27 protein-coding genes are annotated in these 23,009 nt (G+C 44.5%); 2 read left to right on the forward strand and 25 right to left on the reverse strand.

The annotated features are described in order from the left end of the window. Positions 1 to 230: 230 nt before the first annotated feature. The 11 genes from RQP50_RS09750 to RQP50_RS09800 all read right to left on the reverse strand — a co-directional run bounded on the left by RQP50_RS09750 (position 231) and on the right by RQP50_RS09800 (position 8,430). The gene (locus tag RQP50_RS09750) at positions 231 to 893 is read right to left on the reverse strand and encodes a helix-turn-helix transcriptional regulator (RefSeq protein WP_175560663.1); all 663 of its coding nucleotides are present in this window, start codon (positions 891 to 893) and stop codon (positions 231 to 233) included. A gap of 119 nt (positions 894 to 1,012) precedes the next feature. Continuing rightward, a complete protein-coding gene (locus RQP50_RS09755) occupies positions 1,013 to 1,627 on the reverse strand; it encodes a superoxide dismutase (RefSeq protein WP_315745147.1) in 615 nt (204 codons plus the stop codon). 268 nt (positions 1,628 to 1,895) lie between these two features. After that, complete coding sequence (locus RQP50_RS09760) at positions 1,896 to 2,393, reverse strand: DinB family protein (RefSeq protein WP_315745743.1); 498 nt, start codon at positions 2,391 to 2,393, stop codon at positions 1,896 to 1,898. A gap of 127 nt (positions 2,394 to 2,520) precedes the next feature. Beyond that, positions 2,521 to 3,087 (reverse strand): hypothetical protein, encoded by a 567-nt coding sequence (locus RQP50_RS09765; protein WP_315745149.1) that lies wholly within the window; start codon positions 3,085 to 3,087, stop codon positions 2,521 to 2,523. A gap of 142 nt (positions 3,088 to 3,229) precedes the next feature. Next, complete coding sequence (locus tag RQP50_RS09770) at positions 3,230 to 3,769, reverse strand: histidine phosphatase family protein (RefSeq protein ID WP_315745151.1); 540 nt, start codon at positions 3,767 to 3,769, stop codon at positions 3,230 to 3,232. A gap of 3 nt (positions 3,770 to 3,772) precedes the next feature. Further along, positions 3,773 to 4,327 (reverse strand): GNAT family N-acetyltransferase, encoded by a 555-nt coding sequence (locus tag RQP50_RS09775; RefSeq protein ID WP_072728631.1) that lies wholly within the window; start codon positions 4,325 to 4,327, stop codon positions 3,773 to 3,775. Positions 4,328 to 5,013: 686 nt separating this feature from the next. Next, on the reverse strand, positions 5,014 to 5,568 hold the full coding sequence (locus RQP50_RS09780; RefSeq protein WP_315745154.1) for a TetR/AcrR family transcriptional regulator: 555 nt from the start codon (positions 5,566 to 5,568) through the stop codon (positions 5,014 to 5,016). Beyond that, positions 5,561 to 5,962: a DUF5360 family protein gene (locus tag RQP50_RS09785; protein ID WP_315745156.1), complete on the reverse strand. Its 402-nt coding sequence runs from the start codon at positions 5,960 to 5,962 to the stop codon at positions 5,561 to 5,563. Before RQP50_RS09785 ends, RQP50_RS09780 begins: the two co-directional genes overlap by 8 nt. 247 nt (positions 5,963 to 6,209) lie before the next feature. Continuing rightward, positions 6,210 to 6,638: a GNAT family N-acetyltransferase gene (locus tag RQP50_RS09790; protein WP_315745158.1), complete on the reverse strand. Its 429-nt coding sequence runs from the start codon at positions 6,636 to 6,638 to the stop codon at positions 6,210 to 6,212. A gap of 72 nt (positions 6,639 to 6,710) precedes the next feature. After that, positions 6,711 to 7,235: a DinB family protein gene (locus RQP50_RS09795; RefSeq protein WP_315745744.1), complete on the reverse strand. Its 525-nt coding sequence runs from the start codon at positions 7,233 to 7,235 to the stop codon at positions 6,711 to 6,713. An 82-nt stretch (positions 7,236 to 7,317) separates the two neighbouring features. Continuing rightward, complete coding sequence (locus RQP50_RS09800) at positions 7,318 to 8,430, reverse strand: Gfo/Idh/MocA family protein (RefSeq protein ID WP_315745160.1); 1,113 nt, start codon at positions 8,428 to 8,430, stop codon at positions 7,318 to 7,320. Between the two features lie 144 nt (positions 8,431 to 8,574). On the opposite strand from RQP50_RS09800, the gene RQP50_RS09805 reads away from it, so the two are divergent. Then, complete coding sequence (locus tag RQP50_RS09805; RefSeq protein WP_315745162.1) at positions 8,575 to 8,994, forward strand: exosporium protein C; 420 nt, start codon at positions 8,575 to 8,577, stop codon at positions 8,992 to 8,994. Between the two features lie 431 nt (positions 8,995 to 9,425). Here RQP50_RS09805 and RQP50_RS09810 read toward each other — a convergent pair whose 3' ends face one another. From RQP50_RS09810 to RQP50_RS09850, 9 genes are all read right to left on the reverse strand, one after another. Beyond that, positions 9,426 to 9,962, reverse strand: coding sequence for a GNAT family N-acetyltransferase (locus RQP50_RS09810; protein WP_315745163.1), 537 nt, complete (start codon positions 9,960 to 9,962; stop codon positions 9,426 to 9,428). A 151-nt stretch (positions 9,963 to 10,113) separates the two neighbouring features. Further along, the gene (locus tag RQP50_RS09815) at positions 10,114 to 10,539 is read right to left on the reverse strand and encodes a GNAT family N-acetyltransferase (protein ID WP_072728638.1); all 426 of its coding nucleotides are present in this window, start codon (positions 10,537 to 10,539) and stop codon (positions 10,114 to 10,116) included. 173 nt (positions 10,540 to 10,712) lie between these two features. Next, positions 10,713 to 11,279, reverse strand: coding sequence for a GNAT family N-acetyltransferase (locus RQP50_RS09820; RefSeq protein WP_315745165.1), 567 nt, complete (start codon positions 11,277 to 11,279; stop codon positions 10,713 to 10,715). A 365-nt stretch (positions 11,280 to 11,644) separates the two neighbouring features. Beyond that, positions 11,645 to 14,545, reverse strand: a complete 2,901-nt coding sequence (locus tag RQP50_RS09825; protein ID WP_315745167.1) for a polysaccharide lyase family 8 super-sandwich domain-containing protein — start codon at positions 14,543 to 14,545, stop codon at positions 11,645 to 11,647. Positions 14,546 to 14,936: 391 nt separating this feature from the next. After that, positions 14,937 to 15,320 carry a nuclear transport factor 2 family protein gene (locus RQP50_RS09830; protein WP_394358382.1) on the reverse strand — a complete coding sequence of 128 codons (384 nt, stop codon included), beginning with the start codon at positions 15,318 to 15,320 and terminating at the stop codon, positions 14,937 to 14,939. 121 nt (positions 15,321 to 15,441) lie between these two features. Further along, positions 15,442 to 15,903, reverse strand: coding sequence for a GNAT family N-acetyltransferase (locus RQP50_RS09835; protein WP_072728640.1), 462 nt, complete (start codon positions 15,901 to 15,903; stop codon positions 15,442 to 15,444). Positions 15,904 to 15,919: 16 nt separating this feature from the next. Then, entirely contained in the window at positions 15,920 to 16,093 is a 174-nt protein-coding gene (locus RQP50_RS09840; protein ID WP_227774526.1) for a hypothetical protein, read from the reverse strand. Positions 16,094 to 16,170: 77 nt separating this feature from the next. Further along, a complete protein-coding gene (locus RQP50_RS09845) occupies positions 16,171 to 16,467 on the reverse strand; it encodes an antibiotic biosynthesis monooxygenase family protein (RefSeq protein ID WP_315745170.1) in 297 nt (98 codons plus the stop codon). A 26-nt stretch (positions 16,468 to 16,493) separates the two neighbouring features. Continuing rightward, positions 16,494 to 17,219: a GNAT family N-acetyltransferase gene (locus RQP50_RS09850; protein WP_315745172.1), complete on the reverse strand. Its 726-nt coding sequence runs from the start codon at positions 17,217 to 17,219 to the stop codon at positions 16,494 to 16,496. 228 nt (positions 17,220 to 17,447) lie between these two features. Here RQP50_RS09850 and RQP50_RS09855 point away from each other — a divergent pair, with 228 nt between their 5' ends. Beyond that, on the forward strand, positions 17,448 to 18,245 hold the full coding sequence (locus tag RQP50_RS09855) for a CPBP family intramembrane glutamic endopeptidase (protein WP_072728642.1): 798 nt from the start codon (positions 17,448 to 17,450) through the stop codon (positions 18,243 to 18,245). Positions 18,246 to 18,368: 123 nt separating this feature from the next. Here the strand turns inward: RQP50_RS09855 and RQP50_RS09860 are convergent, their stop codons facing one another. From RQP50_RS09860 to RQP50_RS09880, 5 genes are all read right to left on the reverse strand, one after another. Next, positions 18,369 to 18,752, reverse strand: coding sequence for an MFS transporter (locus RQP50_RS09860; RefSeq protein WP_072728643.1), 384 nt, complete (start codon positions 18,750 to 18,752; stop codon positions 18,369 to 18,371). Positions 18,753 to 19,150: 398 nt separating this feature from the next. Next, positions 19,151 to 19,699, reverse strand: a complete 549-nt coding sequence (locus RQP50_RS09865; protein WP_315745177.1) for a histidine phosphatase family protein — start codon at positions 19,697 to 19,699, stop codon at positions 19,151 to 19,153. Positions 19,700 to 19,900: 201 nt separating this feature from the next. Beyond that, a complete protein-coding gene (locus tag RQP50_RS09870; RefSeq protein ID WP_021256409.1) occupies positions 19,901 to 20,356 on the reverse strand; it encodes an 8-oxo-dGTP diphosphatase in 456 nt (151 codons plus the stop codon). A gap of 73 nt (positions 20,357 to 20,429) precedes the next feature. After that, the gene (locus RQP50_RS09875) at positions 20,430 to 21,086 is read right to left on the reverse strand and encodes a 3'-5' exonuclease (protein WP_072728645.1); all 657 of its coding nucleotides are present in this window, start codon (positions 21,084 to 21,086) and stop codon (positions 20,430 to 20,432) included. A 237-nt stretch (positions 21,087 to 21,323) separates the two neighbouring features. Next, positions 21,324 to 22,868, reverse strand: coding sequence for a tetratricopeptide repeat protein (locus RQP50_RS09880; RefSeq protein ID WP_315745180.1), 1,545 nt, complete (start codon positions 22,866 to 22,868; stop codon positions 21,324 to 21,326). Between the last annotated feature and the right edge of the window lie 141 nt (positions 22,869 to 23,009).

Genomic DNA, 23,009 nt, shown 5'->3' on the forward strand with positions numbered 1-23,009 from the left:
TTATTGCAATGCGCTATTAATGCAATTGTTCTACTACTTGGATGCAGATTGGCCGCAAAAGGTTTCCGCAAAACATCATCCATTATTATACATCCATTCATGCGCTAACGATAGTGTCATAATTCGAAACATGCCGATGTTATGAGTTAAATATGAAGATAACAAAAAAGCATGCTCGAAAAGCCTGTTAGGGAAGCTTTATTGAACATGCTCCAATATTGATTTTACATTTACGAATCTTGCATAATGTGATAACTGCACACACTTCCACCTTCAGCCATGCATGCTGTACGCTCTACTTGGACTTGGAGCAAGGAACGAAATAATTGCAGCTCGCAGCGGCAGGCATGGCCGTACCTGCACGCCACTTTGGCAATCGGACAGTTCTTCTCTTCGAAGGAAAAGGAGCCATCTGCATTCGGATGCACGTTTGCCATGTAGCCTTGTTCATTTTGCACTCGAACGAGCGCCTCCAACCGATCCTCTAGCGTTTCTCCAGTAACTGTATCTTCATATCGTCGTTTCAGCTTAGTGCTTCTCTGTTCGAAGAACAAAGCCACACCCGTTTCCCCGTACAGCGCCTCAAGCTCATCGAACAGTTCAGTCGCTAGTTCATCATATTGACGTGGATACAGCTCTAATGCAGAATCAGTCAGTTGATAATAATGTGTCGGTCTGCCAACCTGATGGCGCTGCACCTTCGTTACGATGTGCCCCTCTTCTTGCAGTTCCGTTAGATATCGCCGAATTGCAACGCCTGTCACATCCATCCGATCAATCAGATCCTGAACTGTGACTGTACCGAGCTTTTTCAGCCAGAACAATACTTGTTCTCTGGAGGTGCTGTCTTGGCCGGAAAGATTTACTACACTCCTCTTTAGGCTCATACTCATGCGCATGCTCCTTTTCCTAATCATTCAATGCTCCAAGCGCCGTGTATTCCATCGCTGTGATGCAGCCCACACCTTGCAGAAGCAGCGTCCTGCTTCCGCAACGTTTACGCACATCGTTGTTAACGTACGGCTTCATTGTAGCGACGGTTCACTTCTTCCCAATCCACTACATTCCACCAGGAGGACACGAAGTCCGGTCTCCGATTCTGATATTGCAAATAGTAAGCATGCTCCCACACATCCACCACCAGAATTGGCGTTTTGTTCTCCATTAGTGGTGTGTCCTGATTCGGTGTACTCATCACCTCAAGCTTATCTCCGTTCACGACGAGCCAGCCCCAGCCAGATCCGAATCGGCTGATTGCCGCCTTCGTCAGCTCATCCTTCATCTGTTCGAAGCTGCCGAAGTGCTTCTCAATGCCCTTCGCGATGTCTCCGTAAGGATTACCACCGCCAGTCGGGCTCATAATCGACCAATATAAGCTGTGCCCGTAATGTCCCCCGCCTTGGTTGCGAACCGCAGCACGTATTTCTTCCGGTACATCGTTCAAGCTGCTGATCAATTCTTCAACCGAAGCATTTGCAAATTGCGTACGGCCTTCCAACGCCTTATTTAAATTAGCCACATAAGTGGCATGATGCTTCCCATGGTGGATCTCCATCGTTCTTGCATCCAGATGAGGCTCCAGCTCATCGTATGCATACGGAAGTTCGGGCAAAGTAAATACGCTCATGTAATCATCTCCTTCTTGGTTCGTATATCCGGATATACCTCTAATTATATATTTACCCAAAACTTTTGTATATAGTAAATTATTTTTCCTTAGGGAAACACTTGAGGAGAGATACATGGTTCACGTATTTCAATAAAAAAAGACGCACCCTTCGAACGCCTCGAATGGATTGTCTTCACTCAACTACCTATTTTGTTGACATGCAATAGCTTCGTACAATATAACTGGCTGTTCTTTCTTCGTACCATTGCTGTAGGTAACATATCTATTACAAATGATCTGCGATCACGTTTGGTTGAATAAGTTTTTTTCGAATCATATTAGCCGACACTGGCTGCTTCCCGACTTCTCTTGCCCAGACCGATAACTGACCGATATGGTGAATGTGATGGGCTATGGCATGCCGCATCACTTCTCCCCAAGCATACACAAGTACAGTGCCGTCTGGACGATGATCATAAAAAGGACGCGTCTCCATGCTGTCATTCCATGAGCGAACAAATTCTTCTACTTCAGGCCGAAACTGTTCATCTAGTTGAATGAGCTTCTCAAGCGTATTGTACTTCTCGAATCCTTCTTCGAAGTCCTTCTTTCCTTGCAATACACGAATCCAGCTCCACTCCACGTCAACAACATGAAACAGCGTGGGCAGGATCCCGCCGACACCACCTATTCGCGGACGAACCAGTTCCTCGTAGGGGATATCTTCACACCATCGATACCATTGTTCTCGAATCGTCCAGTTATAACGAAAAAAGGTCTGCAGGGCGATCCCTCCATATTCAATGTTAGGTCATTTGGAACACAGACATTTACGATCTGTCCTGTTTCATTGTAACAATTGTTGATTCGATTACAATCCAAAGACAGTCATGCTAGGTCATTTCTAGCGTTTATTTCCTAGGTAATAAGCAAAGATTACGATTCACATATTTTTTATAATATCCCTTGAACATCTGATAAATTGGATTCATTGCATCAATGTCGCTTCTGAATTTCTCAACTACTTCACACAATTGGCGTTTCTCCAATTCACTACTATATTCCGATTCTTCCAATTCATTCAATAAGTCATAAAAATACTCACAAGGTTCCTTCACGCTTCCTGTCCCATCCGAATACGCTCCTGATTTCCACAAGAAAGAAGCCCATGATAATTCATTTCTTGCATATCTGAGATATAAACATGCAATGTACTGATCATAGAGCTTGGGATCGTTTTCTATAAATGGTTCGGAATAAAGGTAATGATTCACAATACTAATCGCACTTGCCTGATACTTTGTTACTGCTAATTGAATGATCCAATATGGCGGCTTCGTATAGACGTCAATGATTTCATCACAGAACAGATAAAAATGCTTATACCCGATTAATCTACTTTCCAACATCACACTTAATTTATATGCAAATGCTTTATCCAAAACGAGATCTCTTAAGGTAACTTTCTCATTCGACACAGCGTATCCCCTTATTATTGTGGTACTTTCATCCTTATCAAAGAAAGCCTAGTTTCTTATTGATCACTCTTTTTCTAATCTTACATTTATCTTCGTTATTGCATTTCAAGGATAACTGCCTCTTCTACGCCTCCAATCCGCCCTAACCTTTCACATATACATACAGTTTCCCGTTTTGGGGCTTCCATTCCGCTTTCCCTTTGTAATCCCTTCGGACAAGTTCTTTATGCACAACCTTCATCAATGCCCCATGACATACGATAAGGACATTCGACTGATTTTCCGCTTCAATCCAATCGATAACTTCTTTAACCCTTGATAATGTTTGCTGCTTCGTCTCCTCTTGTGAAGAATGAGAGCATAGCCATGCCAATCGTGACAAGATCATCCATACAATGTGCAGCAGCTTGACGTTCGATTGAAACACGGAACGCATTCCAATCTCTCGAAGACGATGGGTTGTGATAATCCTGCCTGTATAAATATGTTCAGCGGTTGTCACTGCTCTTGATAAATCACTAGACACACAGAGATCCCACACTGTGGTGTCATTTGGAGGATCAGCAAGGATGACCTCTGCTTGATCATACTGCTCAACCCAATGATTGAAATCCGCGGAGCTCATCCACTTCTTCTCCGGTTTGCACTGAACGGGAAAATGTCTCACTAGCCCAATCTTCATTCCCTACTCCATCTCCTCATTCAACAACACCATATGGATGTGGTCTTCCCATTTCCCATTAATTTTAAGATATTTCTTGGCTAATCCCTCGAATTGAAATCCCTGCTTCTCCACCACTCTGAGTGAAGCCTTGTTATGCGGCATGATGTTGGCTTCGATACGATGGAGCTTCAAATCACGAAATGCAATTTCAATCATCACGGTCAACGCTTCGGATATGTACCCTCTTCCTTGCAAATCCTTATCCAGCTTATAACCTAGATGGCAGGATTGAAATGCCCCTCTAATGATATTACTAAGTGCTATAGAGCCAATAATTCGCTCCGTATCGTCTAATTCATATATCCATAGTTTGAACAAACACCCTCTCTCATATTGAATGCGTTCTTCTCGCAGCACTTTTGTTTGCCACTCCATCGTATAAAAGGCGGGCTCTCTCTTAATCTCCCACGCTGACAAAAATTCCTGATTTCGTACCATGTAGTCCAACACTTGTTTGGCATGGACTTCATCAATTTGCTTCATGACTAATCTCTCGGTTTGAAAAATGGTTGACATCTCACGCCTCCATTTCCATCTTGATTCGTACTTTCTCTGCTGCTTGATATGAAGTATGTTGGGTTATGAAAAAAGCAAGCCTTCACGAGTAGAGACAATGGCTTCTGTTCCCATTCATGAAGGCTGCTAGTTATTCGAAACGAAATAAGATATGTATAATTGAGAGGAAAATAGTTCTCTATATGCGCTGAGATTTCGTAGTTTCGTATTCACGATCGAATCACATAAAGGCGTCTAAGAACTCTTTTTATCGGATATGACGATAAAGAATGTTGCCAAAGGCCCAATCAACAAGGAGATCAGAATTCAGCCCGCTTCTATTTTTGTGCCAATCCTGCATTAATTAGGGCTAATGTTCCCCATCCAAGTGTATATCCGCCATACATATTGCTCACTGCTCTCAACTCCTCGTATCGTATTTTACATGAATAAGCATGCTGAGCATCATATGCAGTCATAGCTGCTGCTGTCCTATCACATCATAATACGGTCGGAGAATAGCTAACTCACATTACCATTAAGTATAACGCAAATTCATAATATTGGAAACGACTGTCCAAGCCGCTCCTTTTCTCAAACTAACTAGTATTAAGCAACTGGGTATGAGTGAAGCAGCTTATAAAAAAAGCAGCCGCTCACAGTTCACGTGTTCAACGTTCTCCTGCAAGAGCTGCCTGCTCTCCACTCTATTTCTCTATTACTCCGTACATGAGCATTTTTACGGTTCTTCGCAGCGCTTCCTCTAATGACAACTGATTTCCTTCCCTTGTCCTACGATCCATCAATTGATATAACGCGCCTATGTACATGTCAATGAATAACTCCATATCGAATGGGCGAATGATTTGCGCTTGGATGCCCTCTTCTATCAATAATCGAATATTGTCCCAGCCTTCTTGGACATAGGCATCTACAAGCTTCCATTGTTCAGGATACAGCTTCTTCAACTCGTCCAGTGTACGAATGTCTGTAAACGCAAACGCGCTCGGAAGCATCATCAGGGCTTGCTCAAGCTTTTGCACAATCGATAAGGATTCGTCTCGCATCATGCGCGCTTCAGAATCTCTCATCTCTTGAATCGATCGCTCAATTAAACACGTAATGAGTTGTTCCTTGGATTCAAAATGCTGATACAATGTCTTCGTGCTAATTCCGAGCCGGCTTGCTACATCGCGGATGGCAAACTTCATGCCTCGAATTTTAATCTCTTCAATCGCAGCTCCTGCGATACGATCATGCATAACAATTGCGCTCCCTTTTCATTACTTTCGCCAAAAAGAATAGTGGATAGATGAGAAGAAACAGGTTCGGTGTCCACCACATCATATCGAAATCTTGCCGAATGGACCAGAATGCGATGGCTTGTAACCCCGAACAGGAAGTAAGCAGCAACGAGGTGAAGCATAGCGCTGACCAAACTGGCTTCTTCTTGTGAAAGTAGTAAATACTTAAAATCCCCGTCACTGATATGAACAAGTCCAACGGAATGAAAGACATATTCCATGCTACGAGCAGTTCATTCTTGTAATCTTGATAGAGATACTCCTTCGGAATCCATCCCATGAACGTAATCGTCCAATAGACAATAAACCCAATATCAGTGAACAGCATAAGACCTTTCAATGTTTTCCCCATTCTACTCTCTCCTTGAAAATGATGTAAAGAAAAAGAAAAACGCCTCGGAAAACATTTAAAACAATTTGTTTTCCTTAATTTCCATCATACCCTTCTCTGCGTCATGTATCAAGAAGAAACGAACAAAAATATCCGAAGAGAGTATGAACTACACCTGGCTCTTATACTCATAAACCGGAAGTTGAGGTGCGGATAGGAATGCGCATAAAAAAAACATGCCCTCGCTCCAGGGCATGTTTGTCTGATATTATTGCAACTTTCGATCGTGAATCACGCTGAACATCCCAGTCATTCCATCATGGTTATGGAACCCGTATTGCTCATAGAAATCCTCTTTCCCTTTCGAAGCAAATAAACCAACGAACGATTTATCTGGTGCCGTTTCTTCCAGATAGGCTTTGATCGTCTCCATAATCAGTTTGCCGACTCCATTACCCTGATGCTCTGGAGCTACAGCAATATCCTGGATATAGAAATAAATCTGTCCGTCCCCTACAACTCTTCCCATTCCCACAATTTCTTCTTGATCATGCACAACGACGCCGAACAATGAATTGCGGAGCGATTCTCCAACAACATCAAAGTTCATGTACTCTTTCCATCCGACTGCACTGCATATTTTCTCATATTCAATTACAGTCGGAATTCTCGTCTCTATTGTATAGTTTCTGCTCATTTACCATTCTCCAATCTACTAGATCTCCCTGAATACAGAAGATTTACTTCACAATCATGTGTTTTCAATCAGCTACAAGCTCTGAGGGAGTTTCTTTTTGATAATTCTCATCTGGCCTCGGTGATTAATTTCATCCTCAAACACATGGAACCATTTGAAAAAGTTGTTCGTAGGTTTACCATGCCAGAAGGGAGCTTCTTCATGCAGCCACTCATCATTTCTGCTCTTGAATCCATCGAGTGTACGCTGTCTAACTTCGTCCAACAACGTTAAATAGAAGTTCAGATCATGCCCCTTAATCAACTGCTGGCCTTTCTCCCCTAACTCTAATACGGCTCCCCACGTTAGCAGTTCCTGCTCGGTTAATTCACGATGCTCGAATGTAAATGCTTGATACGCAAATTCAACAGCAGCCATATGGTATAGCAGCGCTCCAATGGAATTGCTGTGTGGATCCATCACATAATCCAATTGCGCCTGACTTAATCCCTCTACCGTATTCATCGTTGTGTAGCGCGCATAATTCATCATCGAAACGAGCCTGCTGATTTCTGGAGTAAAACCATCAATATCAGTGATCAGAAATAACTTTTCCATATCCATTGTCTTCTTCCCCCTTTTATTGGTATACAGGCCGCTACACATGATGCTAATTCAACCTTTGCTTCTATATGTATATTTATAAATAACCGCTGCGAGTATCGAATATTGCAGAATCCAATTGACTCCACGGAGTAAAGGTTGTAGTCAACGGATACCGCAGTCCGGATTCTGCAGAACGATAAGCCCCGAACATAATCTCGTGGACATGCAACTGCTGCTTCGCGGATTGAATAGGCTGTTCTCCTGTACGAAGGCAATGAGCAAAGTAACCGATTACACTTTCACTTTGATGCAGTGCGAATTCGTCTCGTGGGAGATAGCAATTCTCAAGACCTCGCCAGCATACTTGTTCCGCCCCCGCAATTACTTGATCAGGCGAATGAATCACAAGCGGATAGCCACTATCATTCAATGCTATCGTCCCCTTGCGGCCGTAAATGATCGTATTGTTCTGCTTAAATGCCATCCCCCATAAGGAGCGAATAACCGCATGCTGTCCTTCGGCAAATTGCAGGATCAGCGTCACATTGTCATCTACATCGCTGGACACCTTCTTGCCACCACCAACGATTCGATTTGGTATCAGTGTATTCACTTCTGCCATAACACTGACGGCAGGGCCTAATAGGCCGATTAGACGGCTAAGTGGATATACCAAACAATCCAGAACCGCTCCGCCATGCGCGACAGATTTATCATAATACCAGTTGTCTCTCCATGGCCCCGGCAGAGACAACTGCGCCTCCGCACCAGTGATCTTCCCAATATATCGTTCATTCACATAATCGGCAGCCGTCAGATAGACGGGATGCAAATCATACGGCAAGTTCATCAATATCACTTGTTTCTCTACAGCTAGAGCAACCATACGCCGACATTCTTCCAGCGAGGTTGCCATTGGCTTCTCATTGAGCACATGGAGCCCTCTTTCAAGTGCAGCGAGCACGGGTTCCGCATGTACCGAATGAGGGGTTGTGACGACAACGCCATCCAACTGCTCCTTGTCCATCATTTCACGATAATCATCATACCAGCTAGGAACTCCATATTCGTCTGCTTTTCTCTCTGCATTGTACAGATTTCTGGAATAAGTAGCGACAAATTGCACGCCTTCCAGCCCAGCTGCTTGTTCAAAATAGCGGTTGCTCACATGCCCGCTGCCAATCATGCCTAGCTTAATTGTTCTCATGTGATATCTCCTCAAATGATATCATTTCACCAAATCCTTGACATGAATTCCTCTTATTCTTCAAAAACCGCACACAAAATTGTCCAAGCATTCTCTCTTAATTCAGCATATCTTACTACTATCAAACAAAAGGAGTTGATAGGTTTGGCACGTATTCTCGATAAAGCTGCGGTTCAGCCACGCAGTAGATTCAACCCAGCAAACGCAGTTACGATCCGAAGAACAAGAACTCGACTCGCTACAATCTCGATACGAATTCCAATGAACGCTCAACCGAATCGCGTAGACTTGGTAGCAACCGTAGGGGTTAAAGGTGTGACTGGAATTGCGCAAATCCTGTTTCGCATATTCCGCGATGGTAGAGAAATTTTCAATACGCAGCAAGGAATCGAATCCGCCGGTTCTGAACAAAATTACGTAGTTACCTTCCAGGCCGAAGATAGAAATGTAAGAACAGGCACACACGTTTATACGGTCACAGCAGAAAACCGTACTGCAAATACGAGAGCCGATATCGTTGGGCCAATATCGTTTAGTGGTCTAGCTGTTAAAACAAGAAACTAATAGATATTTTCTATATCTTCAATAGGATCGTTATATTCCTAGGGTTGTATTTGGATCTTATTTCTAATCTAAAGCATACCGCATCATGATCTACACTAGCAAATGCATGATTCCAGCACTCAATCCTATTCAATCAATCTTATAAGAACTCACAGGCTAGCATAGCGAACAGGGTAAATTGAATAGTGACCATGGCCTTGTACTCTTATCATAAAAAAAGCGGCAATCTGCTCTCATGAAACAGAGAGACAGATTGCCGTTTCAGATTGCTCTAATGTAAGCATGTCGAAAATCCACCCATTAGGAGATGCACCATAACTTGATGCGAATGGCCGAACAGACGGAACGAAAGGAGTCCGCTCTCAGCTCAATTCGTAATGCTGCCAACCTTGCATTCATATCCGCAACCCTAGCTCGGGAGGGATTCGTATTTATGATGATAGATGATACTCCAGTTGCATATCTCTCGGATCGCTCTCATACAGCTTTTCATTTACTTCCGCTGCTTCCTTACATCCCAATGCAAAGTAGAAAGCGATTGTATCCTCTGCAGAGCCGGCACAAATATAAATTTTATCCGCTCCCCATTCTCTCGCTGTTTCTGCACAAGTCCGGAATAATTCTTTGCCGATCCCCTTATTGCGATACTCTAAAGAAATAAATAAAGAGTCTAGCAGTACATACTTGTATGCTTGCCCAAACATTTCTCGATTAATCGTTCCGAATCCGACCAACTTCCCAGTATCCTCAAATACGCCAACCGCACAGCCATCCTGATTGATAGTTTGTTTCAATTTCGAGAGGTAGTGCTCATAGCCATCAGGCCAATCATTCTCTTGATAATTGATTTCGATTAATTGTCGTACACCATCAACTTCCCACCATGCCCTTTTGATGTACTGAGACGGATTAATTTCTTGGATTCGTTCACACTCATCAATCGTTAAACTGCGATATATGTAAGACATGTTCCATTCTCCAATCTATCGTCGATTTATTGTTACACCGTAGTTAGTAGTGCCGCATGTTCGCAATCGATGAACGAATGGAATTATCAGGTATTTCGCATGCTCCATTATGATTTGTCCTTTGCATCAGGGTTCTGTCGTTAACGCCCTCTCATTTTGCTAACAAATCCTTCTTATAGAAGTGGTGCCGATAGCCAATCGGCGCGTCCTCAATAATTGCAAGTGCTTCATAACCATACTTTTTGTAAAATTCCGGCGCCTGAAAGCTGAACGTATTCAAGGTTATGAAGGTGCAGTTCTTTTCTCTGGCGATGCGATCTGCTTCCTGCAGCAATTGTGCGCCGTGGCCCTCACCACGATGTCCTTCATCCACCCACAAAATATCGATCTCCATCCAATTCCAACATACGATACCGTTAAGTCCGGCGATAATTTCGCCTGTATCATTTTTGACACAAAGATGAACCTCTTCAAATCTAACATTTGGGACAATCTTTTTATTGAACTCGATCAGTTTATTTCGTACATATTCAGCTTCCTCGGTTGTACCATGTGAAACACTGTAGTTATCTGGCATATCTCATAGCCCCCATCTTTCATAGATTAGTGCCTACATTTCTGCATAAGCTCAAACAGCATATATCTTGAGTATACACGAGTATTATCCAAAACAAAGTGCATACTTCGATTCAAAAATGACATTGACCCTGAATCCTTCCATGTCATTATAGAAAATGATCGATTCTGAGCTCAGCCCTGTTGCTCCCACTCTTCCCGCAGCATGCCCATACGAATAGAATCGTAATATAACCCATTGTATAACCGGCACTTTCGAAGTCTCCCTTCGCATGTCATGCCAAGCTTTTCGGCGACCTTTATCATCCTCTCGTTCCCGGACCAGGTCGTCAGACCGATTCTTACGAGCGGCAGTTCGGCAAATAAATGATCGATCCATAAACGCAATGCTTCTGTTCCGTATCCTCCATTCCAATACTGTGGATTATAGATTACAATGCCGATCTCCAGCCAATTGGATGGCTTGTGTTCCCAGTAATAGCTCACAAAGCCGATTATCTCGCCGTTCACTTCTATTAACATTTCAGGCGTAGGCTTCGGATCCATATCTAAAAATCTCGTCATCTCTTCTTGATATTCTTCATAACTCTTGCTCTCAAGAGGATAGTACGGAGCGTCCCACTTCTTCCATTCCGGCGCTGCTTCACCGTATATGAACGAGTATAATTGATGTATATCGTCTAATGTAATATTGCGTAAACGAACTCTACTTCCGATTCGAACAACCTGCTTTTCATTCATTCCCTCTCACCTCATTAATAGGATGTCATTACATACTAAGAAATTTCGTCCCCTCATTCCTTCCAATTGCCGACGATATTTCTTGTTTACAACATACACTTTATCCCAGCGTTAAGGTCAAGCATATAAAAGGCAGATACATAAAGCTTCATGTTAATTTCTTCTGCTTCCGTGCACCCCAATTTGTAATAGAACGCAATAATGCTTTGCCTATCACCTTGGTGCATTGAAAAAAGTCCCTACACACATCAGCGATGCTTGATGTACGTAAGGACTTTTGGATTTGCGCATACGACGTTACCTTCGTTGCTGCTTACAACAACTTGCTCTATGGATGTTGGCGGTTGACACTACCGAACCGGTCACTATTTCGTAAAACGAACAGTATGTGTACGTCCCTTGGCTCCCGCAGTATTCACCATCAGTTTAATCGCAGGCTCTGTCTGCTGCACCGTAATCGTTGAATCCGCCGATGCCAGCCTCCATCCCTTGCGATTCAATTCCATCACGACTTGCGATTGGTTCTGGGTTGGATCGGATACGGCAATGACCAGCTCCGAATCCGTCTCCTTCACCAGTGCGGAGGCCGGTTGCTTGGACGCTATTCCGTCCACAACCGCAGGCAACCAATAATTGATCGCAGTTATACCCAGCTTATTCTCGCGAACTGACTGCACGCTCGTGCCATTGCTCAGCACGGTAATGTCCGGTGCTTGGCTGTAGCGAAGGGTTGCTTGCGCATCATAATTCGGCAGCAGCACATACGAATAGGAGCCGAGATTCGGATTCGTGCCATGATCGAAGGCAAGAGAGACATACTCTCTTGTAATCGGTGATGCGGAGCCGCCGTTATTGACGTCCTTCCACGCTCCCGTACGAGCCTCGCGCTTGCCTTGAAGCATTGCTGCTTTCGGGAAATAGTATCCGATATCCCCCTTGCCGTTGCCGTCTAGATGCGCCCATGACACATCAGAAAACTTCTCCGACCACCCTGGTTGTACGGGTAGAACGGTACCATTTACAGTTAGCGCCCCACTACCTTCACTTACTTTGCGGTTATCGACAATCGTCTCGACTTGACGTCCATCCCCGCCCGTAATGCCTGTACCAAGCGCCACGATTTCATTGTCGAAGGCAAACCATGACTTTTTCCCCGTTAAAGAACTGTTCTCCACAGCAAACTCCATCCCGGTTGCCCCATACTGACCATCGAGGGAGGCTCCGCCTACCCATGATTTCGAACTAAGGTAATATTTCCAGTCGCGCAAGGCACTGGATGAACCGTCTGTGGTCGTGCCCGGCAATCGCAGCATGTCTGCAGTAGCCCAGTAACCGTCGCTGTATTGGGTAATGTCATCATTATATAAGTAGGTCATACCGTTCCCCGTATGCCATGCTTTCTTGTTCTCTCCATTGCCGTACTCATAGCTCGCTATTCGCTTGGAAGACATACTGATACCGAAGCCAAAGTCTGGCCGCAAATGAATGACTCTATCCATGCCCGCAAAAACCTGATGCTTGACCAGATCTTCCGCTGGTGAAATGGAGGAATCTTGCAGCAGGTTCTTCATTAAAGCGATATCGTATGTTCCTAGGCCAACATAGTAATTGTCGAAGGAGACATCCTGCTGAAGCCATGCCTTGACGGCAGACTTCATGCGAGTAGACTCCGCAGCAGGAGCGGCCTCGGACAGCCGCAGGATGCTCTTGATCGCGCCGCGGCCGGCAGTGTGATCGGTCGACAGTTCGCGGGATATTGCACGGCCGCGTACCATATCCATCATAGCGCCCTTGTATATAAGCGGCTCGAAGGAATTCTCAATCCAGCGGAATATGTTCGCCGCCTGCGGATCGATAACCTGCCATGGCGATCCATTCAGCAAATAGAGCATCTCGGACAGCCGATCCAGCAATACCGTCCCATAGCTGCCTGTATATGCAATGACATCGTGCTGCACGAATGAGCCATCCGCATAGAAACCGTCCCCCCGAGTTACATATGGGAATACCGGATTTATCGCGTCTCGGCCTTGCATCAGCTTCGCATCCGAAGCACCCGTCGCTCCTCTTAGGATCACAACGAAGGCCTTGTCTACTAGGTTAGCGCCCGTTTCGATAAGGCTGGGCTGCACCGTTCTTCTTGTCGGGTCTGGGACAAACGCATCAATCGCGCGATTGTAGCTGTTGATTTGAGCGGCAGACAGATCATCGAACAGCAACACCGTAATATCGTTCAAATATTGTGGAGAGCCGATCTCCCAATCCCACCAGTTTTTATAAGGAGCGACACGCTCATTGTAGCGATTGGCATACATCCAATCGAGTCCGCTTATGAGATCGGCTCGCAGCTGCGGATCGTGATACAGCGATGAGCCTTGTGTCGCGTATGCCAGCGCCATTTGCCGCAGGCGTTGAAATGCGCCCGTTACATGAGACGATTCGGTGCGGCTGGACAGATCACTCCATAGCGAGCTGCGATCTGCCTGCTTGTTCATCGTATTCCAGAATCCAGTGCCGCTGCCATTGCTTACATTCTCCACTAAAGAAGCAATCGCCGCGTTCATATCCGAATCCGCCGAATGATAACTGGCATTGCCGGTCAATTGCTGAATGCGCTTGTCGCGCACAGCCTTGAATTGTGCTGCATCTGCTGGAGGATTGGCAGCTTCGCTGCCGTTATTGCTTAGGTGAATCGCATCATACCATGCCTCCCCAGCCGCACTCTCATAGAACAGCTCCACCTTCAAGCGGGTTGCCTGCTGCGGAATGGACAGCTCCAAACGCTGCTCCGTCCAATCATGCGTTCCGAGCAGCGGCGATGAAGATGGACCCGAACTGATTTTATCATTCGAGCTGTTCAAATATTGCGTGCGAATAAAGGCTCCGCCGTAAGTAACACTCGACTGCAAGTCCTTAGTCCGCAGCCACCCCGTAAGTGTGTACGATTCGCCTGGCGTTACGTCAACGGTTTGCAGAACGTCTGCCCGCGCAGATTCAGCACTGCTGATAGTAAGCGACCGCTCCCCTTCATAATAGATATCCGAATCTAAGGACAGGATCGGCTTTCCGGATGGAACCCACTCACTCCAGTAGCTGGGCTGCAATGCGCTCCAAGGTCCCCCTGGAGGCTGTCCCGCTTCAAAGCTGCCGTTAAGCAGATTGCCTGCTTCCGCTCTAGCATTTGGCAGTCCCATAACGGGAATAAGAGAGCACAGCAAGAACACCGCTAACGTGACACGAATAACGCGATGTGGCCATTGTTTCATTATGTATTTCCTCCCAATGGTTTGATGATTTATTTGTAAGCGTTATCATGAATAGATAGCTCAACTATAAGCGATCCGACCAAAAGGAGTGTGTGTCTTATTTTGACTTCATTGTGCATAATTTTGCCCAATGAGAAATAGATCAGCACACATAAAGCATTTCTGCCTCATGTACGCCAACCTCCGTCACTGATTACTAAGCATATTGATTTCTTCTACTATAGGAGAGAACATGCCTTGGCGCAGGATATAATTCTGACCCCTATATGCATTTTTTTGACTTACACACATAAAAGCCGCCTTTCCGAAATCGGCTGCACGTTTACACAGCACAACTTGAAAGAGACGACTTTTTCAAAGATATATGCGATTAATTCCCCGTATACCATCGTCAACTATGATCTTCAATACTTGATATTTTCCCGTTTGTGAATGTAAAAATGGTTTTCCCTGTTAGCTGAATCTTATCTCCAGCCTTCAATCCGTTCGGAAGATCAAGAGCCAAGGTGCCTTCGTAGTCAATCTCTATTTCAATGCTGCCATCACTCTCTATATACTGTAAAATGGTTTGTCGGCGACTCGAAAATAATCCCGCTGATTGTTGCGCGAGCTGTTGGAAGGGTTCGATTCCATGTGTCTCTACGGTTACTTCTCCATTGGCAACATTCCGGAATACGATGTCTGGATGCAGCAGCTCGACTATCCCTTCTATATCGAATGAATTATAAGCTCTCACATATTCCTCAATAGAAGCAACTTCTTCTTTCCTATTCACCGACATCCCTCTCTTCATTAAAGACTAACTCCGTTTGAGTCTTGCTGATCTTTATGTCATACAGCCATTTTATTTGGTGGAACCCCTGTTCATTCTAGGCCGCGATCTGTTCGCTTTCCCTTTATTTCCTAACTCGCAGAAAATAATGAAAATACTCTTCATCTCTCTCGAACCCATTACGCTCATACAATCTCTGTGCCTGTTCATTATCAATGGCTGTCGACAGTCCAAGTCCTTTGGCATACATCTGTTGTGCATACTTCTCCGCTGCCTTCAACAGGAGTTGTCCAATCCCTTGCTTCCGATGTTCAGACCGCACAAATAGATCATTCAGAATATAAGTTCTCTCCATCGAAATCGATGAGAAGGAGGGATATAATTGCGTGAAACCAGCTATTTCCTTCGTATCATGATCTCGGGCTATAAAAACAACCGATTCCCGATGCTCAAACCGCTCGAATAAAAAACGACTGGCTTGCTCTACATTTGAGTCCTGACCATAGAAAACGCGATACAAATTAAATATCTCCGCAAGCTCATGCAAATCTTCGATTGTGGCTAGCTTTACAGCGTATGCGGTCATGTTCGTCCATTCCTTTCTATATCTTCTTGCCCTTCATTATAGTTGCATACTTGCTCTCTGTCTCTTCTACCATCTCTAGTAGGAACCCTGTCTGCTCATACAACTGCCTGTACGTATCAACGCTAGCAGGATAGAGCTGCAATTTCCTATCGTTGAACTCAAACCATTCCGAATCCTTGCTTACCGACAAAATCAAATATCCGCCGAGTTTTAGTGAAGCATATATATTCCGAAAGGCCTGTTCTTTATTCTCAATGTGCGTAAACGTTATCCGAGCTCGATCTTCTCGTAATGCTCGACTACCGGGAATGGATCATAATAATGATGCAAGAGAGACTTCCATTCCTGATATTCCTCAGAGCCTCTAAATCCGACCGTATGATCCTCAAGCGTCTCCCATCTGACTAGCAATATATATTTATTCTCTTGCTCCATACACTTCTGCAGCTCATGATCGATGTATCCCTTCATACGAGAGATGATCTTGGAAGCCTGTTTAAAGCTTTGCTCAAACGCTGAGTCTTGCCCCGGAATGATATGTAAAGCGGCCATTTCGAGAATCATATTTATTTCCACCTTCTCGCTTTGAGTTATGCAATGGAATACTTCAGCGAGACCACCGTTGCTTGCTGCACGCATCCATTGGCTTCCATAATCTTTCGCATCGGAGCATTTTCGATTTCCGTTGCCCCGAGATACGATTTTGCTTGAAAGTCATGCTGCAAGCGATACAGCCCGATTGTATGTAACCCTCTCCCCAATCCCTTCCCTTTATACGCAGGATGAAAGCCTATCCAAAATAGGCGTCCTTCTTGATTCGTATCTGGTTCGATATGAGGAAACACGACGCCTACGGGCTCGTTATTGAACATGTAAACGGTATACATGTTATCTACTTGAGATGCCAATTCAATCTTCATAGTATCAAGGTATTTTGCTGCATCGTACTTACTCTTATTCATGACTTCAGCGAGAAAAGCGATAGCCTTAGGTTCAGTTATGGACCAAACTTCATAGGCGGGAATAGATATGCCTAACTGTTCTCTAAGTTCCCTAGTATACATCGCTCGTTCACCAATGACGCTCATTTTTTGCTTAACGATGGGCAGCTCATGTAATAAAGTGTGAGGACATTCAAGCAATATGGATTGCAGTTTATTGCTTGTCATGCTAGACAATAGCTTATTGATCAGAGTATCGATTGTAGCACCATCCTGTGTGTCATGTAACATTTCCAGCATGACAGCAGCATCGCTTTTCAGATGATGCACACCAACCGCTTTTAGCTGTTTCAATATTTCATTGATTTCAGTCATTTCATTTCTACCTTTCTACTCTTGATGAGAGGATTCCAGCTTACCAGCTTCCTTATTCTATCTTCTTCCATTCGACCCTTATTCTAAATCTCCTTCTGCGCACACTTGCAGATAGACCTTGAAATATTGATAGATATTCATATACTTGATTAAGTGCGCAAATTTTTCCTATTTCAACAAATGCAATTGATTTTGGACAATTCGAATGAATGACTACGGAGGGATGATGTGTTACCTACCAGAATAAAAGGCAGTGAGACATACGTAAAGTTTGTTCTCTTCACCTATATGCTGATGGCACTTGCAGGCGGACTCGCAATTGCTCTCGGTTACTCGGGGTTCACGACCAAAACAGCTTCGTGGATGTATCTATTTATTCTTATCGGAGGATGGTCTCCTACGATCGTCTCGTATTATGTTTTAAAACGAGACGGGCAAGTCTCTTCCTTGAGAGAATGGCTGCGCAATCTTTTTGACGTTAAGCATAGTCTAAAGTTGTATTTACTGCTGCCATTATTTTTGCTTCTCCATTTCGGTATTCGAGGATTTCTTTCAGATGTTGATATCGTGATGCCTTGGTATTATGTCATGCTTTTGATACCTGCGATGGTGATTGGAGGTGGCTTGGAAGAAGCCGGATGGAGATATATTTTGCAGCCCGCACTCGAGAAGAGGATGTCCTTTATTCCTGCAACGCTTGTAACTAGTGTGATCTGGGCGGTATGGCATTTGCCACTCTTTTTTATCGTAGGAACAGGACAATACGGAAAAAGTTTTCTTGTATTTACTTTTCAAATCATCGGTCTAAGCTTCGCATTGGCATGTATTCGAAAGATAAGCAATAGCGTCTGGCTCTGTGTGTTATTCCATAGCTGTTCCAACGCCTTAGCGAATGTATTTATCGTAAAATCATCCGTAATGGCAGCGATCATCACTGCTGTTGTAATGGCAGTTGTTTCGATATCGATCATCATGTTCGACAACAACAAGAGATCGAACGTTCAACATCCTACGCGATTCCTATAATTGAAAATTAGTAAAATTCGAAAGGGACTACCCCTCAAGCGTTAGGATTACAAATCCCGCTTCTGTGGATAGTCCTTATTTTATTGACTAGTTATGAAAATAACCTTCAGCCGATTCATTTCATTAACATTTTGAATCACAATGGCCCTGCACAGGAAGGCTTTTCGCACGCATCGATAACGCTTTATGATCAAGCGAGTAGCTAATAAAGGCGAGAAGTGAGGCAGCGATTGCAACAATTCCGCCAACCCATGAGACATCGATAAGCTTCATGTTCGTCGAAACGAAGCCACCCAATGCCGATCCGATTGCGATCCCGACATTCACAGATACGGGAGCTAACGATGATGCGAAATCTTTAGCAGACGGAAATTGTTGATTAGCCAGATCAATAAAGTACAGCTGGATCGTTGAGGTCATGGTGTACATCGCTAATCCAATGAATGAAATACTAATCAGTCCCGCAATAAGCGATTGGGAGCTGCTTACATGATTAAACCCAAGCATTTGCAATCTTGCAGACTGCGCAACGCTTGGGTTCGATTACATGCTTAATAAAGTTCTTGATCACGTTCTAGATTACGTCCTTGATTATGTTCTTGATCACGTTTTGATGCTTATTATTCAGTTTACAGACGCATCAATTGCTAGAGCCTCTTGAAGCACGAGCAAGGCTCATTCATACTCCTGAATGGCGAAGGGAACTTCGGTCGGCTCACCCAGATTCGTGTTGTCGTTTCATTCTCTCTAGAGAACGGATGAACTTCGTAATATCCGGTGCTTCTTCATAAGGAATCCACGTCAGCTTCATATGATGTCCGTTCCAATCGACATAAATGGTTTGTTCTCAACATCGCTTGCTTCAAGTGACGGCAGCCCTTAACAAGTATGGGCTGCGCGTTCATTTATATCTGCACCTTCCGCTTAGCCTGAAACGGATATATCTTGTACTCTCCATTACCAGATGAATATTTCAAGATGTTCCAATCATCAGGCACCCCATTGTAATACGCGCCAATGCATCCAGTCGTACAGCGATGACCAGCAATTAGAATATTCACTTCTTGGAGACTTTCGTCCTCCATCAGCTCATTCATGAATGCAAATACCCTCTTCGCATAACTGCGTGGTTCTTCGACTCCTCCATATACATTGGGATCAGGAATCCCCCCTAGCAGCTTTACCTCATTCTTTAGCAGACCATCGGCTTCCCCTAAATCATACACATCCAGTCTTGAATCAATTGTGGGATTTATCCCTGTCGCAATCTCTGCGGTCTGCACAGCTCTCTCTTGCGGCGAGGAGAATACGTAATCAAATGTAATCGGTTGAAGAATGTCTCGCAGCTCTTCCGCTTGTCTCACCCCAATTTCATTTAACGGGAGTCCCATTCTCCCCTGAATTCTTCCATGTTTATTAGCATCCGTTTGACCATGCCGAACTACGTAAATCATTCTACCGCCTCCTTTATGCATACCCATCCCACAGATTCGTCATAACACACCCGCACACCAATAAATAAATCATTTCTGCAGAGACTGACTACCCTGTTAACTCTTATCAGGTTCAATCCTATTCATTGACAAGTTCTGCAATATCTAACCGGGCTGCACCTGCTATCAACGATTCGCTCGAATCTGCTTTATCGCAGCTTCTTATCGCAGCTTCAATACTCCTGCATCCTGCTCATTCCACACCCCGAATGCCTCAGAGAGGTTATCATCCCAAAACATCGGGAGCCTCTCCTTCAACCCTTCTGACAGCGGCAAATTCGGCAGTTCATCCTTGTCCACCCAATATATAGGGCCTTCCTCCGTCCGCTCTATCAGTTGTCCTTCATACACACTCGTCCGATAGCTGAAGACGAAGTATTTATCGCCTGTTTCATTGTTGTACCAATAGACGATTCCACATAGTTTCAAGTCGGATACCGTAAGTCCTGTCTCTTCTCTCACTTCTCGAATCGTGGAATCTACCAGACTCTCGCCTTCTTCCACATGTCCTCCTGGAAACGAAAGGCCTTTCCACGATTTCACACGTTCCTGCACCAACACCTGATTTGTGTCAGGATTATAGATCATGCACATATTCGTCAACTTAACCTTGGACATACTTACAATCTCCTCTTTCTCGTATGCAGCAATTTACTACTCAATGATAGATATGTATATAACCCTAGTGACCTTAATACGGTCTCCTAAACCTCTTCACTCGCAGAGCATCTTCTATAATCAAATCATCCAGTCCTCGTTCCTTATACTCTTCAAGAATCTTTACGAAGAGTCGACTGATTAGAACGCTGTCTCCCACTGCATCATGTCTGGCTATGTCCGTATCGTCAATCTGATAGTACTGGATGAGGAAATCAGTTGAGGGGATATCGGCAAGCTCTGCATGAATGTTCGTGAACATGGCCTTCGTATCCAATACGACATTGTTAATCATCGGTAATCCGGCTAGTTCACATTCCTTGCGCAACAGAGGAATATCGTATTCATAACCCGCCTGCGTCACGAGAATTCGTTCGCCAATGAACTGCGTAAATGCCTCATAGACCTGAGCAAAATCTGGCGCTTCATGAATCGCCTCATTCGTGATTCCCGTAAGTTCTGCAATATGCTCAGGGATTGGCTTCGGCGAACGCACAAGTGTTACAAAGGGTTCCTCCTCCTGAATCCCCCTTGCATCCATCTTCAATGCACCTATTTGAGTAATATGGTCGAGATGATGGTCGATGCCGGTTCCTTCAAAATCAAACACACAATACTGCTGATTCATAAGACCCTTAAACGTTAATCCACTTAACTCATATTCTTCATTGGAAATGTTAGATATGTTCATCGGTGACCACCCTTGCCTCTCTATCGAATTAACAATATTATACACTCGATATGCAATCGCTTACTAGAAGTCCTAACCAAATAACCGGATCAGTCCACTCCTCCAACGGAGCGACTGATCCGGCTCATCATAAACGTTTTCCCTTTATCCTCAAATGGTACATGGAATTCTTCCCATCTTACTATCATGCACTGCTACTTCACCTTACGTATACTCTATTCATGAAGCAAGCTTTCCTTACTCGAAGCATCTCAGCAGTTCCAGAGCTTCTTCATGATCTGGCTCCAGTACCAGTGCTTCGCGAGTGTACTTCAGCGCTGTGTCCTCCTGACCGAGCTCATAGCAGCAAATCGCCAAGCAGAATATTACAGTCGCAACAGGATCATCATCACTTGCTACAGACGTCTCCAAGAACTGCTTCGCATCCTCATACATCCCCATTTCAAAGAGGATCAGTCCTGAATCCAGAGCCACGTCATACTTCTGTTCCATGAAATAAAAAGCGGACCACATGATGTGAATACCCTGCTGAATATCGAGCATCTCCTCATCATTTGCATCAGGGAGCAAGCTTGAAATTTGCTTCGCGCTCTGTATGAAGAATTCTGCGTCATAGCCGCCTAGTCTCCAGAAGGCTAAAATATGCTGCAAGTCCATCGTATCCAGATGCCGATCCACCCACACCTTCAGACTGAAGAAATCATCCGGCCCAAATCGTTCAATTCCTTGGCGATACGCTAATCGGGTATTCACATAATTGTGGGGATCCTCCAGCATAAAGATACAACCGACATTAATATCCTTATAATGGTTCGGAGGGAACAGTGCCAGACCGCCTCTCTGCTCAAATGCATACTGGAACGCATGATAGTTCGCTGTCAGTGAGAAGCTGCCCCCGTGGTGAACAATTTCAGGCGGATCATTAAACTTCCAGTTATCCAGTCTATGATCGCCTTTATCCGCAGTAAGCAATACAAATCCCTGCTGGGACAACTTATTTAGTCTATCCAAGCATCTCAATCCTACCTCTGGGAACAAGACATGAGAATCCTCAAGCTCCTGCTGGTACAGCGCGATTACTTCTCGATAGGGATAGGCGTCATCTTCATATGCCGGAGCACGACGATGCTCATAGGTCAGCGTCATATTTCTAAGCGGATCTACTTGAGCAGCATCGTCCTCTTCCTTGAACTCAACAAGAACATCACATTCATAGATCTCGCCATTTCCTACATAAATCAGCTCTTGCGGGATACTGTCAAAGAAATAGTTCGCCAAAATAAGCAGCGGCTGTGTCAAATCGCCTGGACGAATCGTTTCTTGAGCAATAGTGAGATTCAGTTCCTTATCATGAACTGCGTCGAATGCGGCAAAGTCGAGTATCCCCTGTTCCACGAAGCGCTTCAATTGAGGATGCTCCCGCCATCCTTCCACATTCTTGGCAGCCAAATCCGTCATTACATACCGGAATGGGGGCAGCGAGATTCCTGCATCATCACGAAGTTCACACAGCTTGTGAAGAATATGAAAGGCAAGCCTTCCTGCTCCCGCTCCCAGTTCCATAATGAAAACGGGTTCCGAGCGCTCTCCTCGTTCAGCCCGATCCCGAAGAAAACCGAATATAATGTCCGCATATCCAGTAGCAATCATCGGATTGCTTGTGATGTATTGGGGGACTTGATCATTATTCCATGCCTTGAGCCCTTTGCGTTCATAGTATGCACGCTGCAAATCCCATATTGGTGCTTCGCTAAAGCGGTATCGTTGTTGTCTATCTTCCATTCCTTGCAACCCTGCTCTCTATATGTCATAGTGACCGTGCCCATCATCTATAACTTACTCCTTGTTGGCACGGCAATCGTAACCGAATCTATCTTATGAATGGTACCATAATTACCACCAGAACCAAAATCACAGTTTTTA

The organism is Paenibacillus suaedae, from assembly GCF_032337355.1.
In the GTDB taxonomy this organism is placed as follows: domain Bacteria; phylum Bacillota; class Bacilli; order Paenibacillales; family Paenibacillaceae; genus Paenibacillus_B; species Paenibacillus_B suaedae.